This is a genomic window from Bradyrhizobium sp. MI1.7 (assembly GCF_055811795.1).
On sequence record NZ_JBVVPO010000013.1, the window covers coordinates 69,791 to 82,948 of the forward strand.

13 protein-coding genes and 1 pseudogene are annotated in these 13,158 nt (G+C 64.9%); 8 read left to right on the forward strand and 6 right to left on the reverse strand.

What is annotated here, in order from left to right:
• Positions 1-36 precede the first annotated feature (36 nt).
• The 6 genes and pseudogenes from AC0L3X_RS14985 to ku form a co-directional block, all read right to left on the reverse strand.
• Positions 37-1,680: pseudogene (locus AC0L3X_RS14985) on the reverse strand (thiamine pyrophosphate-requiring protein); the annotation flags it as partial.
• A 191-nt stretch (positions 1,681-1,871) separates the two neighbouring features.
• Positions 1,872-2,306 (reverse strand): hypothetical protein, encoded by a 435-nt coding sequence (locus AC0L3X_RS14990; protein ID WP_231144432.1) that lies wholly within the window; start codon positions 2,304-2,306, stop codon positions 1,872-1,874.
• A 350-nt stretch (positions 2,307-2,656) separates the two neighbouring features.
• Positions 2,657-2,821, reverse strand: coding sequence for a Flp family type IVb pilin (locus AC0L3X_RS14995; RefSeq protein WP_014496710.1), 165 nt, complete (start codon positions 2,819-2,821; stop codon positions 2,657-2,659).
• Positions 2,822-3,038: 217 nt separating this feature from the next.
• Positions 3,039-3,218 (reverse strand): hypothetical protein, encoded by a 180-nt coding sequence (locus AC0L3X_RS15000; protein WP_028149907.1) that lies wholly within the window; start codon positions 3,216-3,218, stop codon positions 3,039-3,041.
• Between the two features lie 198 nt (positions 3,219-3,416).
• A complete protein-coding gene (locus AC0L3X_RS15005; RefSeq protein WP_063984551.1) occupies positions 3,417-3,653 on the reverse strand; it encodes a hypothetical protein in 237 nt (78 codons plus the stop codon).
• 60 nt (positions 3,654-3,713) lie between these two features.
• Positions 3,714-4,688: a non-homologous end joining protein Ku gene (ku, locus tag AC0L3X_RS15010; RefSeq protein WP_063984550.1), complete on the reverse strand. Its 975-nt coding sequence runs from the start codon at positions 4,686-4,688 to the stop codon at positions 3,714-3,716.
• Between the two features lie 236 nt (positions 4,689-4,924).
• Here ku and AC0L3X_RS15015 point away from each other — a divergent pair, with 236 nt between their 5' ends.
• From AC0L3X_RS15015 to AC0L3X_RS15050, 8 genes are all read left to right on the forward strand, one after another.
• A complete protein-coding gene (locus AC0L3X_RS15015) occupies positions 4,925-5,080 on the forward strand; it encodes a hypothetical protein (RefSeq protein ID WP_187387765.1) in 156 nt (51 codons plus the stop codon).
• A gap of 235 nt (positions 5,081-5,315) precedes the next feature.
• Positions 5,316-5,990, forward strand: a complete 675-nt coding sequence (locus AC0L3X_RS15020; RefSeq protein ID WP_014496705.1) for a response regulator transcription factor — start codon at positions 5,316-5,318, stop codon at positions 5,988-5,990.
• A gap of 92 nt (positions 5,991-6,082) precedes the next feature.
• Complete coding sequence (locus AC0L3X_RS15025; protein ID WP_063984549.1) at positions 6,083-7,459, forward strand: sensor histidine kinase; 1,377 nt, start codon at positions 6,083-6,085, stop codon at positions 7,457-7,459.
• A gap of 161 nt (positions 7,460-7,620) precedes the next feature.
• Positions 7,621-9,024, forward strand: coding sequence for a hypothetical protein (locus AC0L3X_RS15030; protein WP_063984548.1), 1,404 nt, complete (start codon positions 7,621-7,623; stop codon positions 9,022-9,024).
• Positions 9,025-9,123: 99 nt separating this feature from the next.
• The gene (locus AC0L3X_RS15035; RefSeq protein ID WP_028149902.1) at positions 9,124-9,393 is read left to right on the forward strand and encodes a hypothetical protein; all 270 of its coding nucleotides are present in this window, start codon (positions 9,124-9,126) and stop codon (positions 9,391-9,393) included.
• Positions 9,394-9,524: 131 nt separating this feature from the next.
• Positions 9,525-10,634, forward strand: coding sequence for a c-type cytochrome biogenesis protein CcmI (gene ccmI, locus AC0L3X_RS15040; protein ID WP_063986548.1), 1,110 nt, complete (start codon positions 9,525-9,527; stop codon positions 10,632-10,634).
• Positions 10,635-10,671: 37 nt separating this feature from the next.
• A complete protein-coding gene (gene ccmE, locus AC0L3X_RS15045) occupies positions 10,672-11,181 on the forward strand; it encodes a cytochrome c maturation protein CcmE (RefSeq protein ID WP_063984547.1) in 510 nt (169 codons plus the stop codon).
• Positions 11,178-13,157, forward strand: a complete 1,980-nt coding sequence (locus AC0L3X_RS15050; RefSeq protein ID WP_063984546.1) for a heme lyase CcmF/NrfE family subunit — start codon at positions 11,178-11,180, stop codon at positions 13,155-13,157. Before ccmE ends, AC0L3X_RS15050 begins: the two co-directional genes overlap by 4 nt.
• The last annotated feature ends 1 nt before the right edge of the window (position 13,158 follow it).

Consider the following 13,158-nt stretch of genomic DNA (forward strand, 5'->3'; position numbering starts at 1 on the left):
GCGGCCGGAGCCAGCGCCCACAGCCTTGTGGCCGCCTCAAGTCCCTGGCCGCGACACCTCGGTCTCCTTGCTGGTGATGAACTCCAGCAGCACCGGCACGCCTTCCTTCGTCTTCTGGATGCCGCGCTTGATCGCGGGGATGATGTCCTCCGGCCTCGTCACCCGCTCGCCATGACCGCCAAAGGCGCGCGCCATCGCGGCATAGTCGCCGGAAATGTCGGTCGAGCGATATTTCTCGGTCGAGATCGGCATCACCTTCAACTCGATCGCCATCGAGAAATTGTTGAGCAGGATCGACATGATCGGGATGCGCTCGCGCACCGCGGTCTCGAAATCCATACCGGTGAACCCGATGGCGGCGTCGCCCCAGACATTGATGCAGAGCTTGTCGGGCTTTGCGAGTTTTGCGCCCATCGCGAGCCCAAGGCCGTAGCCGAGCTGCGTCGTCTTGCCCCAGCCGAGATAGGTGAGGGGCTCGACCGCCTTCCAGAACGGCGAGAGCTGGTCGCGCGGACTGCCGGCATCATGGGTGATGATGGTGTTCTTGATGTCGACGGTGTGCTGGAGGTCCCAGAGCACGCGATAGGGGCTGAGCGGCGCGTCATTGCTGGTGAGTTTTGGCATCCATTTCGCCAGCCACTCCTTGTGCGAAGCGGCGATCTCGGCAGCGATCGCTGATGCATCGCGATCCTTCGTGACGGTCTTGCCGGTCTCCTCCAGCAGCGCATCGAGCACGAGGCCGGCATCGCCGACGAGGCCGACCTTGGCTTCCACATCCTTGTTGAGATGGTTCGGATCGAGCGTGGAGTGGATGATGGTCTTGCCCTTGGGCATCGCGATGCCGAAACTGGTTTCCGTGAACGAGCAGCCGATGCCGAAGATCACGTCGGCCTCAGCGAGGAATTTCGGGACCGCGCGCGGCACCGCGAGGCCGCCCGAGCCGAGCGACAGAGGATGCGTTTCCGGGAACGATGATTTGCCCCCTAGGCTGGTGGTGACGGGAATGGCGAGCCGCTCGGCGAGCCGCTTCAGTTGCGGCCAGGCCTGCGCGTAGTGCACGCCCTGGCCGGCATAGATCACGGGGCGCTTCGCGTTGACGAGCAGGGCTGCCGCCTCCTTCACATGAACGGGATCGGCGCCGTAGCGCGTGCGCAGCACCGGCGTGTAGTTCAGCGGCTCCGGCACCTCCTCGTTCCACATGTCGGCGGGGATCTCGACAATGACGGGCCCACCGCGGCCGTTCTTGAGCTTGGTGAAGGCACGGCGAAAAATGTTGGTGACCTCGGACGCTAAAATGATCGGCTCGGACGATTTCGAAAACGGCTTCATCGCCTCGCTGGAATTGAAGTTCGGCTCGATATGCGCGAGCCGGCGCTGATAGCCCATCGGCAGCACCAGCACGGGCACGGATTCGCCATAGCATTGCGCAACGCCGCCCATTGCGTTCTCGGCGCCCGGCCCGTGCTGCATGCAGAAGGCGCCGATCGAACGCCCCGACGTCACCCGCGAGATCGCGTCCGCCATATGCACCCCGACGCGTTCCTGCCGCACCATCACGGGCCGGATCTCGGCCTTGGCCGCGTGCTCGATCAGATGGTTGACCGGATAGCCGCAGAGGATTTCGATCCCCTCGCGCTTCATGATTTCCGCAATGGCGGTGCCGAGCTTCATGGCGTCTCTCTCCTCAGGCTTGGCCGGTTGCTCCGGCCGATTGGGGAGAGAGGATCAGGAATTTACAGAAGGGTAAAGCACGGGTGGGCGACGGTCGCGGTAGGTCAGCCATGCAGCGAGCTGCCGTAGCCCGGACGGAGCGACTTGTCCGCCGTAGCTCGAAGAGCGAGGGCGGAAGCGCAATCCGGGCTACAAACGTCCTACTTGCAGTTTTTGCAGATCGTCAGCTTTCGTTTCAACGCCTCATCTTCCTGATCGATCGATGACTGGCCGCCGAGGCCATTTGTATCGGGATTGGACGTGGAATTGGACTTGGCGCCCTTTGCTGCGCGTGACCTCACAGGCGGCGTCACCTGGCTTGAGGCGTCGTTGTCGTCGACGGTGCCTACGCTGAAGCCATCGTAGTCGGCGGCCGGATTAGGCATCGGCGGAGGCCCGCCGATCACAGGGGGCGAAGCCTCCCTGCCGGATGTCGCCGGCGGAATTCTGGAAGTTTTGGCGCTCGCGCGCGGTGGCGATGCATTGGGCGGGGCAAGCGAAACCGGAGGCGCGACCGAAGTCTGTCCTCTCGCGCTGTCGTGCGACCATGCGCCGACAAACATGAGGCTGAGAGCCAAGACCGTCGCGCTTCTCATCCGCATCCTTCAAACAGCTCTGGTCCAATGATTGAGCATGGCCCGTCGAACCACGCCGGGCCGAAGACTATCAGGACTCAAAAGGCCGTCAAAGCGCGGGAGCGCGAGGATGTGGTTGCTAGAAGGACGTTGCGTAGCGTCCGGGACACGATTTTGAGTGCTTTACGGGCCACCCACCGTCATTGCGAGCGCAGCGAGGTAATCCAGAATTCCTCCGCGGGAGGACTCTGGATTGCTTCGCTGCGCTCGCAATGACGAGATCGCGGAGGGAGCATGCGCCGACGGCCGCGCCCGAGCCGGCGCGTGCAGGGACGTCGCCTCAGGCCAGGGCGGCCGTTACGAGGCGGCCGTTACTTCAGCGACGAGCTGATCGAGTTGAACTTGTTGTTGAGGAGCTGGCTGCCCGTGTTGTTCACGACGGTCACGATCGCCAGTGCAATGCCGGCGGCAATCAGGCCGTATTCGATGGCGGTTGCGCCAGTCTCATCGGCAAGGAAAGACCTAAGCAAAGTCATTGCCAACTCCTCTTCATCCGATCCAATGTGTGGCAGCGTCGTTTTCGGACTGGTAAATAGATCGAATAGATTTTTCTGCGCGACGGAAGAATGAAGCCCGGGCGGCCGCGCCTCCGTCACATACGATGGCATCCATTAAATTAAGGTTCCATCGATCCATCCAAATGGATTCAAATCGACCGCCCTCCGCAAGGACGCGCGGAAGCCGCGGTGTCTGTCAGGGCGTGATGGTCGGGCCCGGTGCGGCGGGGAGGCGGCGCTTCAGCACGGTCGCGAGACGGCCGACGAAGTCCTTCATCGTGCCCGGCTGCGGCCGCGGCGCGGTGCTCGCCGCCTGCTCGTGATCAGGCGCGTCGTTCACGATGCTGATGTAGTTCTTTCTGACGTCCTGCTGCACGGGGGCACGCGAACCTTGGCTCGATCGGAGCCGGAACCATGCTGCGCATAAGGGGAACCAACGGTTAATTTTGTCGCCCGTAGGAATACCCTGTCGTGCTGGACACGAGGGCGCCGATTAACGGTTTGTTGAGCCTGTTCGTCACGGTCGGCACGGATGCCTGCCAGGGATGACAACAAAGGACGACAACCAAGGCGCTCATCGGTTGCGGCCGTCCGCATTCAGCGCCCGCAACATCGCGATGCGGGCGAACATCACCCAGCCGCCGCCTGTCTCGGCTGCGTTGATCAACGTCTCGATGGCGGTCTGCCAGTGCACCTCGTGCTGTGCGTCCTCAGGCAGCTGCATGATGTAGTCCGCCGCGTCTTGCAGTGTCAGCAGCTTGCGCTTGTGACTTGCGCGAACGGGATCGTCGAACGCCGTCGACCAGGGCATGTCAGGCCGGCCGATCGGCGAGGGGAGACATCACGGCGCGATTGCAGACGCGGATTGCGTCTAACCGGCCTTCTTCGCCCGCGCCGGCTTGTCGGCCTTCTTCGGGGGCGCTTCCTTGGCTGCTGCAGTCTTGCCACCCTTGCCGGTGATCGGCAGCAGCATCTCGCGCTGGCCCTCGACGCGCTTCTTCGGCTTCTTGCCCTTGACGGTCTCCCTGACGGGCTCCTTGGCGGCCTTGGCCGCGGGCGCCATGTCCTTCTCGCTGGCGATGCTCTTCTTCAGCGCGTCCATCAGGTTGATGACGTTGCCGCCGGTCTTCGGCGCGGCCTTCGCCGCGATCGGTGCACCGCTGCGCTTCTTGTTGATGAGGTCGATCAGCGCCGTCTCGTAATGGTCCTCGAACAGCTCGGGCTCGAACGCGCCGGACTTCTTCTCGACGATGTGCTTGGCAAGGTCGAGCATGTCCCTGGTCAGCTTTACGTCCTGAATGTCGTCGAAATATTCCTTCTCGCTGCGGACCTCGTAGGGATAGCGCAGCAGCGTGCCCATCAGGCCGCTCTCGAGCGGCTCCAGCGCGATGATGTGCTCGCGGTTGGTCAGCACGACGCGGCCGATCGCGACCTTGTCCATGCTGCGGATGGTCTCGCGGATCACCGCGAAGGCGTCGTGGCCGACCTTGCCGTCAGGCACGAGATAATAGGGGCGGATCAAATAGCGGCTGTCGATATCGGTCTTCGGCACGAACTCGTCGATCTCGATCGTGTGCGTCGAGTCCAGCGCGATGTCGTCGAGCTCGTCCTTGGTGACCTCGATATAGGTGTCGGTGTCGACCTTGTAGCCCTTGACGATGTCCTCGGAGGTCACCTCGTCGCCGGTCTCGGCGTCGACCTTGAGGTACTTGATCCGGTGGCCGGTCTTGCGGTTGATCTGGTTGAACGAGACCTTCTCGGTATCCGAAGTGGCCGGATACAGCGCGACCGGGCAGGTCACGAGCGACAGACGCAGAAAACCCTTCCAATTGGCGCGGGGGGCCATGGGCTACTCCAAACGCAACGGGGACAGAGGACGAGGATACCATCGGGGAACAACGAATCATAGCAAGGCGGATTGCGGAATCTTGCAACTGCGTTAACCGGCCGCCCGGCGCGGGGTTGCAGCCCGATGCAGCGGCAAAAGCCGGAACATCATATCCAATCACGCGTTGGCTCAAGACATCAGGCCGCGAGGGGGGGCGCGACCACCGCAGCCGACATCCAGAGATTGAGGGCAATATGGCAACCGCGCGAGAGCACGATCAGATCGTCGAAACCGCCACCGAGGCGCGTCAGGGCGAGCCCGGGCCGTCAGTGGCGGCTCTGCTTACCATCTCGACGGGGCTCGCGGTCCTGATCCTTGCCGTCATCTGGTTCGTGTTCTTCCGGACCTGACGGCCGATCGACGGGACGGTTCGGACCTTCCGACTCGTCGCGTAACGCGGCACATTGCGCCCGCCACGCCCGCCGGCTCGTCCGGTGGCTGCCTGGCGGGCGCAGTCGCGTCGGCGCTTGAGAAGCTCTATATGACCAAAAAGTAACGCGGCCGGTTCCCCGTGTTCATATTCAGTTCACGCCGGAATTGCTCATCTCTGGCGATCGATTGTGCAGTCTATTTCTGGAGAGAAGCGTGCGCCTGCTTGTTGTTGAGGACGACCCCGATCTCAATCGGCAGCTCACCAAGGCGCTGACCGACGCCGGCTACGTCGTCGACCGTGCCTTCGACGGCGAGGAGGGGCATTATCTCGGCGATAATGAGCCCTACGATGCCGTTGTGCTCGACATCGGCCTGCCGAAGAAGGACGGCATCTCGGTGCTGGAAGCCTGGCGCCGCAACGGCCGCACCATGCCGGTCCTGATCCTCACCGCGCGCGACCGCTGGAGCGACAAGGTCCAGGGGTTCGATGCCGGCGCCGACGATTACGTGCCGAAGCCGTTCCATCTGGAGGAGGTGCTGGCCCGCATCCGCGCGCTGCTGCGCCGCTCCACCGGCCATGCCCAGAGCGAATTGAGTTGCGGCCCCGTCACGCTCGACACCAGGACCGGACGGGTCAGCGTCTCCGGCAATCCGGTCAAGATGACCTCGCACGAATATCGGCTTCTGGCCTACCTGATGCACCATTCGGGGCGCGTCGTGTCCCGAACCGAGCTGGTCGAGCACCTCTACGACCAGGACTTCGACCGCGACTCCAACACCATCGAGGTCTTCGTCGGCCGCATCCGCAAGAAGCTCGACGTCGACATCATCCAGACCGTCCGCGGCCTCGGCTATCTCCTGACCCCGCCGCCTGCTCCCGGCGCTTGAGGCGTCAGGACTTGACGGCCGGCCGAACAGGGGCCTTGGTCCGGTCATGACGTCCGACGCCCCGCCCCCCTGCGCCTGCCGGGATCCTTCCGATGGCCGCTAGCTCGCTTGCCAACCGCCTGTTCCTGTCGGCGACGGCGTGGCTCGTGGTGATCCTGGCCATCACCGGGGTGGTGCTGTCGTCGGTCTACAAGAGCGCCACCGAGCGCGCCTTCGACCGCCGGCTCAATCTCTATCTGCGCACCCTCATCGCGGAGGTCGCGACGCCCGACGAGCCGCCGGACCGTCAATTCCAGTCGCTCGGCGAGCCCCTGTTCGAGCTGCCGCTGTCGGGCTGGTACTGGCAGATCACGCGGACCGACACCGAAAAGCCGGAGGTGCGCTCCTCGCGCTCGCTCTGGGACAAGAAGCTGCCGAAGCTGGAGGAGCAGGGCACCGAGCTCACCGCTGCCGGCATCCGCCTCGCCTATGTCGACGGGCCCGAGGGACAGAATCTCCGCATGGTGGAGCGGCCGGTCGATCTCGGCGCGGACGGCAAATATCTGGTCAGCGTCGCCGGCGACGACACCGAGATTTTCGACGAGACGCGGAGCTTCGACTACTATCTCGGCGGCACCTTCACCGCGCTCGGCATCGTGCTGCTGCTGACCACGGTGTTCCAGGTGAGGTTCGGTCTCGCGCCGCTCAAGCGCATCTCGGAATCTATCGCCGACATCCGCTCGGGGCGGGCGGAGCGGCTCGAAGGTGAATTCCCGGTCGAGATCGCGCCGTTGGCGCGCGAGACCAACGCGCTGATCGATGCCAATCGCGAGATCGTCGAGCGCGCGCGCACCCATGTCGGCAATCTCGCCCATGCGATCAAGACGCCGCTCTCGGTGATCGTGAATGAGGCCGGCACGCACGCCACCGAGCCGTTCGCAGCCAAGGTGATGGAGCAGGCGGACGTGATGCGCGACCAGCTCGCCCATCATCTGGAGCGCGCGCGCATCGCGGCGCGCGTCTCGGTGGTCGCGACCGTGACGGAGGTCGCACCCGTCATCGAGGCGCTGCGGCGGACCATGGAGAAGATCCATCGCGATCGCGGGATACTGGTCGAGGCGAAGGCCGATCCGTCCGCAAAGTTTCGCGGCGAGCGGCAAGATCTGGAGGAGATGGTCGGCAATCTCGTCGACAATGCCTGCAAATGGGCGGCCTCGCAGGTCTTCATCGAGGTTCTGGTGGAAGCGCCGCACCAGACGGGCGCCGGCCCGCGCCTGCGGATCATCGTCGACGACGATGGCCGCGGACTGTCGGAGGCCGAGCGCGCCCAGGTCTCCCGGCGCGGCCAGCGGCTCGACGAGTCCAAGCCCGGCTCGGGACTCGGCCTGTCCATCGTGACCGACCTCGCCGCGCTCTATGGCGGCAGCCTCTCGCTCGCGGGCGCCCCGACTGGTGGCCTGCGGGCGGAGCTGGTCCTCCCCGGAATATAATCCTTTGTTCCGGCTCGACTATTTGACCGGTCCGGCACCGATCCGGACCAAACCGGAGCTATTTCGGAGCGACTTCCTAAACGGCTTCTTAAGTGGGCCCCATCTATGATCGCGCAGGACGCATCCCACGTCTGCCATTTTATCGTGCATCACCCGGGCGCATGAGCCAGACATCGATCGAGCGGCTGAGGGAATATCTCGCGCAGCTCCCGCCGCAGTCGCAGGCGCTGCTGATGCGGGAGTTCGAGCGCGCGCTCGAGCGCGGCCAGGACACGGCGGTGGCGACGCTCGTGCTCGAGCAGCTGCGCAAGATCGTCCGCAAGACCGAAGTCGACGAGGCTGCGCCGCCGCGCACGGACGATCTGTCGCGGCTGTTGTTCCAGGTGCTGGAACCGTTCCTGGTCGAGACGGGCGCCCCTGTCAGGGTCGGCCAGATCCGCCGCTCCTCATTGCATCCGATCTGGCAATGGCTCGGCCGCGATGGCGCCCCCGACAAGGTCAACGAATTCGAGGCGGCGCTGGCGCGCATGCCGGCTTCAGACAGTGCAGGGCAGGTCGAAGCCCTCGCCGCGAAGCTCCAGGCGGTGGCCGCGGATGCCATCTTCGGGCTGACGGGTCCCGGCGGCGGCGACAAGTCGCGCGCGCTCGCCCGCGTCGGCCCGCCCAACGTGATCGAGGACCTCTATTCGATCGGAGCGGTGCTTCAGGTCCGGGAGGCCATCGCTACGCTGAACGAGAAGCTGCCGCGCTTCCTGCGTGCCTTCGGCGAAGCCCAAATCGCGTCAGTGACTTCCACGCTCAACATCCCCGCGCTCCAGACGCCGCAGATGCTGCCCTTCGCGCTGTCGATGGTTGTGCAGCGGATGACCGCGCCGTGGCAGATCATCCGCCTCGCCATCAAGATTGCCGCGTCCGACGACGAGATCCGCGTCGCGGCGACGCCCTACGGCGTGGCCGTCACGATCGCTTTGCATGATTTGTCCTGCGTTGCCGCGATCCTGCGCATGGACATCAAGCGCGGCCATTTCGAGAACGTCGCCGACAATCTCAAGGCGCTGCATGACGGCGTGCGCGGTCTTCGCACGGAGCTCGATCTGCGCAACGATTCCGTCTGGGGCAAGCAGCTGACCTCGATCCGGGCCGACATCTCCAATGCGCTGCAATCGGAGATCGACAGCGTTCCCGGCCGCGTTCGCCGCATCCTGCGCCAGCGCGCCGAGAAGGACATTCCGCCGGGGGCGCGGATCGACAGCACCGAGGTCGAGGAAACCGCGGCGCTGATCGATTTCGTCGCGACCTGCCGCAACTATGCGAGCGAGCTTGCGATCAACGAGGTGACGCTGCGCACCTATTCCGATCTCCAGCAATATGTCGAACGCTCAACCGAGCAGTTGGTGCAGTCGCTGCGTGCGGCCGATCACAAGGTCCGCACCTATCGGCAGCAGCAGGTGCAGGCCGCGATCCGCTTCTGCCAGGTGCTGTTCGGCGATGATTATGCGTCGCTGATGAGCCGCGCCGCGGAGAACGCGGCCACGGGCGAGCGCAAATCGTCGCGGGCAAGCTGATCAAGCGCATTTTTTTGTGATCACAATTTGTGGTTGACGGTGCCGGTGGCGGGCCCTACGGTCGCCGTGCAAGATTTTGGAATTTCTATCTGTGGGCGCATGAAACCCCTTATCAGCTCCATCGAAATTGAAAACCGCGTCATTGTCGCCAAGTATCAGAGGCTGATGGTTGGCGCGAAGGTGGTGCTGATCGAGAAGGCAAGCGGCCGGCAACTGCCTGAGACCGTCACCAGGGTTGCATCGCCCGTTCCCGTCGGGGCGTTGCGCATCAAATTGCCTGAAGCAATCGAGCCGGGAACATACTTCCTGAGGGCCTTCAACGGGCACGGCGAGGACGCGGCTCAAAGCGCGGACTTCGAGATCCGTTAAGCCGTTGGATTTTCACAGTTTCGGGACTGTGTGCGGTCGCGCCGAATTGACAATTGTCAATTGCCGCATCGTCCGGCCGTGGTGTAAAGCCACCTATGGGCGCGGTTCGCGCGCCGCCGGAAGCTTGCCAGATGACGCTATGGTTCGTGTTCGCGCTGATGACGGTCGCGGCGATTTTCGCCGTGCTTCTGCCGCTCGGCCGCAGCGGACGCGCGCAAAATCAGGGGAGCGAGGTCGCGGTCTACAAGGACCAGTTGGCCGAGATCGAGCGTGATCTCGCCGCAGGACTGATCGCCGCGCCGGAAGCCGAGGCCGCACGTGTCGAGATCAGCCGCAGGCTGCTTGCCGCGGCCGGGAGCGAGCCGGTATCGGAACCGACATCGAGCCTCAAATGGCGCCGCGCGGCGGCTGTGCTGGCGCTTGCCGGCCTGCCGCTCATTGCGATCGGCGTCTACATGCCGCTCGGCTCGCCCAGGCTTCAGGACTTTCCCCTGGCGCAGCGGGAGCGCGGGGCCGGGTCCGGCATGGCGCTCGAGAATCTCGTCGTGCAGGTCGAGCAGCATCTGGACAAGAATCCGACCGACGGGCGCGGCTGGAACGTGCTCGCGCCGGTGCTGGTGCGGCTCGGCCGCTTCGACGATGCGGTGCGCGCCTATCGCAACTCGCTCACCTACAATGGCGAGAGTTCGGAGCGCCGGGCCGATCTCGGCGAGGCGATCGCGGCTGCTGCCGGCGGTGTGGTGACCGCCGAGGCCAAGACCGAATTCGAGCGCGCGCGTGGCCTGAACGCGGACGATCCCAAGGCGAACTATTTCCTCGGGCTTGCCGCCGAGCAGGATGGCCGCAAGGACGATGCCGCCAACATCTGGCGCGCACTGCTGGCGAAAGCGCCGGCGGATGCGCCGTGGCGTCCTCTGGTGCAGACCTCGTTGGCGCGGGTCGGCGGCGGTGGCGCTACGATGCCGGCGCTGTCTGACGAGACGATCGCAGCCTCCAAGGACATGAACGAGGGCGATCGCAACGCGATGGTGCGCGGCATGGTCGAACGCCTGGCCACCCGGCTGAAGCAGAACGGCGATGATGTCGAGGGTTGGCTGCGCCTGGTGCGCGCCTATCTCGTGATGGGCGATCGTGACAGGGCAATGGGCGCTTCGACCGACGCCCGACAGGCGGTCGCCAACGACGCCGCGCGGCTGCGCCAGCTCAACGAAGGCCTCAAGACTCTCGGGCTCGACGGATGACGATGTCGGGACGAGGCGAGCGGAGAACGGATACGCGATGACGCGCAAGCAGCGACGTATGACCATCATCGGCGGCTCCCTCGCGGTGCTCGCGCTTGCAGCCGCGCTGGTGCTCAACGCTCTGCGCGACTCCATCGTGTTCTTCTCGACGCCGACGATGGTCGCCGAAAAGCACGTCGAGCCCGGCAAGCGGTTTCGTCTCGGCGGCCTGGTGCAGCCCGGCTCGCTCCAGCGCGGCGATAATCTCGCCGTGACCTTCGAGGTTGCGGACGGCGGCGCCAAGCTGCCGGTCGCCTACAAGGGCATCCTGCCCGACCTGTTCCGGGAAGGGCAGGGCGTGGTCGCCGAAGGCGCGCTCGACGCCAATGGCGTGTTCAAGGCCGACACCGTGCTCGCCAAGCACGATGAGACCTACATGCCCAAGGAAGTCGCCGATGCCCTGAAGAAGCAGGGGCATTGGAAGGACGATTACGGCGCCAAGGCTTCTGATAGCGTCAAGCCCGCGGCGACGACCGCGCAGGGCAACCCGCAGGGAGCAGTGCGTTGATCGCGGAATCCGGACACTACGCGCTGGTGCTAGCCCTTGGCCTGGCGCTGATCCAGTCCATCGTGCCGCTGATCGGTGCGCGCTTGCGCGATGACGCGCTGATGAACGTGGCGCGCTCCGCCGCGCTGGCGCAGCTGCTGTTCGTCGGTGCGTCGTTCATCGCGCTCGTGATGCTTCACGTGAATTCGGATTTCTCCGTCGCCAACGTCTACGAGAACTCCCATTCGATGAAGCCGCTGATCTACAAGATCACCGGCGTGTGGGGGAACCATGAAGGCTCGATGCTGCTGTGGGTCTCGATCCTGGCGCTGTTCGGCGGAATGGTCGCCGCCTTCGGCAACAATCTGCCGCTGTCGCTGCGCGCGCATGTGCTGGCCGTGCAGGCGTGGATCGCCAGCGCCTTCTATCTCTTCATCCTGGTGACATCGAATCCGTTCCTGCGCATCGCCAATCCGCCGATCGAGGGACGCGATCTCAATCCGGTGCTCCAGGACATCGGCCTCGCCGTGCATCCGCCGATGCTCTATCTCGGCTATGTCGGCTTCTCGATCTCGTTCTCCTTCGCCATCGCGGCGCTGATGGAGGGGCGGATCGACGCGGCCTGGGCGCGCTGGGTGCGGCCGTGGACGCTGGTGGCCTGGATCTTCCTGACCCTCGGCATCGCGATGGGGTCGTACTGGGCCTATTACGAGCTCGGCTGGGGCGGCTGGTGGTTCTGGGATCCGGTCGAGAACGCCTCGCTGATGCCGTGGCTCGCCGGCACGGCGCTGCTGCACTCGGCGCTGGTGATGGAGAAGCGCAACGCGCTGAAGGTCTGGACCATCCTGCTGTCGATCCTGACCTTCTCGCTGTCGCTGCTCGGCACCTTCCTGGTGCGTTCGGGCGTCATCACCTCCGTGCACGCTTTCGCCACCGATCCGACGCGCGGCGTGTTCATCCTGCTGATCCTCTGCCTGTTCATCGGCGGCAGCCTGTCGCTGTTCGCAGGGCGCGCGACCTCGTTGAAGCAGGGCGGCCTGTTCGCGCCGATCTCGCGCGAGGGCGCGCTGGTCTTGAACAATCTGCTGCTCAGCGTAGCCTGCGCGGTCGTGCTGTTCGGCACGCTCTATCCGCTGGCGATGGAAGCGCTCGACTTCAAGATGTCGGTCGGCGCGCCCTTCTACAATCTCACCTTCGTCCCGCTGTTCGCGCTGCTGCTGCTCGTGGTGCCGTTCGGGCCGATGCTGGCGTGGAAGCGCGGCGATCTGCTCGGCGTCACCCAGCGGCTGCTTGCGGCGGGCGTTGCCGCGCTCGTTGTGATCGCCATCGTCTGGGCCTGGACCCGTGGTGGCAGTGCGCTGGCACCATTGGCAATTGGGCTTGGAGTCTTCGTCATCGCCGGTGCCGTGACCGATCTGTCCGAACGGACCGGTTTGTTCCGCCTGCCGTTCGCAACGACGCTGCACCGGGCCCGCGGCCTGCCGCGTTCGGCCTGGGGTTCTGTGTTTGCCCATGCGGGCCTCGGCGTCGCGCTGATCGGGATCGTCTGCGAGACCACCTGGAACAGCGAGTATATCGCGACCATGAAGCAGAACGACGTTGCACACGTCGCCGGCTATGATCTCAAGCTCGACGGCCTGTCCCAGCGTCAGGGGCCGAACTTCCGCGAGATGATCGCCGAGTTCAACGTCAGCCGCGACGGTGAGAAGATCAGCGTCATGACGCCGTCCAAGCGCAACTTCACGACGCGCGGGTCCTCGACCACCGAGGCCGCATTGCTGACGCGCGGCGCGAGCCAGCTCTACGTTTCTCTCGGCGACGCGACTGCCGATGGCGCCATTGCGGTGCGCATCTATCACAAGCCGCTGGTGCTGCTGATCTGGTGGGGACCGGTGCTCATGGCCTTTGGCGGCATGCTGTCGCTGTCCGATCGGCGCCTGCGGGTCGGCGCACCGAAGCCGGCGCGGGCCAAGCAGCGCCTTCAGCCGGCGGAGTGAT

What these genes read in the sequence shown, in the direction of transcription:
- AC0L3X_RS14990 (WP_231144432.1), bottom strand. Translation starts at nt 2,306, where the DNA reads ATGAGAAGCGCGACGGTCTTGGCTCTCAGCCTCATGTTTGTCGGCGCA.
- AC0L3X_RS14995 (WP_014496710.1), bottom strand. Translation starts at nt 2,821, where the DNA reads ATGACTTTGCTTAGGTCTTTCCTTGCCGATGAGACTGGCGCAACCGCC.
- AC0L3X_RS15005 (WP_063984551.1), bottom strand. Translation starts at nt 3,653, where the DNA reads ATGCCCTGGTCGACGGCGTTCGACGATCCCGTTCGCGCAAGTCACAAG.
- ku (WP_063984550.1), bottom strand. Translation starts at nt 4,688, where the DNA reads ATGGCCCCCCGCGCCAATTGGAAGGGTTTTCTGCGTCTGTCGCTCGTG.
- AC0L3X_RS15015 (WP_187387765.1), top strand. Translation starts at nt 4,925, where the DNA reads ATGGCAACCGCGCGAGAGCACGATCAGATCGTCGAAACCGCCACCGAG.
- AC0L3X_RS15025 (WP_063984549.1), top strand. Translation starts at nt 6,083, where the DNA reads ATGGCCGCTAGCTCGCTTGCCAACCGCCTGTTCCTGTCGGCGACGGCG.
- AC0L3X_RS15030 (WP_063984548.1), top strand. Translation starts at nt 7,621, where the DNA reads ATGAGCCAGACATCGATCGAGCGGCTGAGGGAATATCTCGCGCAGCTC.
- AC0L3X_RS15035 (WP_028149902.1), top strand. Translation starts at nt 9,124, where the DNA reads ATGAAACCCCTTATCAGCTCCATCGAAATTGAAAACCGCGTCATTGTC.
- ccmI (WP_063986548.1), top strand. Translation starts at nt 9,525, where the DNA reads ATGACGCTATGGTTCGTGTTCGCGCTGATGACGGTCGCGGCGATTTTC.
- ccmE (WP_063984547.1), top strand. Translation starts at nt 10,672, where the DNA reads ATGACGCGCAAGCAGCGACGTATGACCATCATCGGCGGCTCCCTCGCG.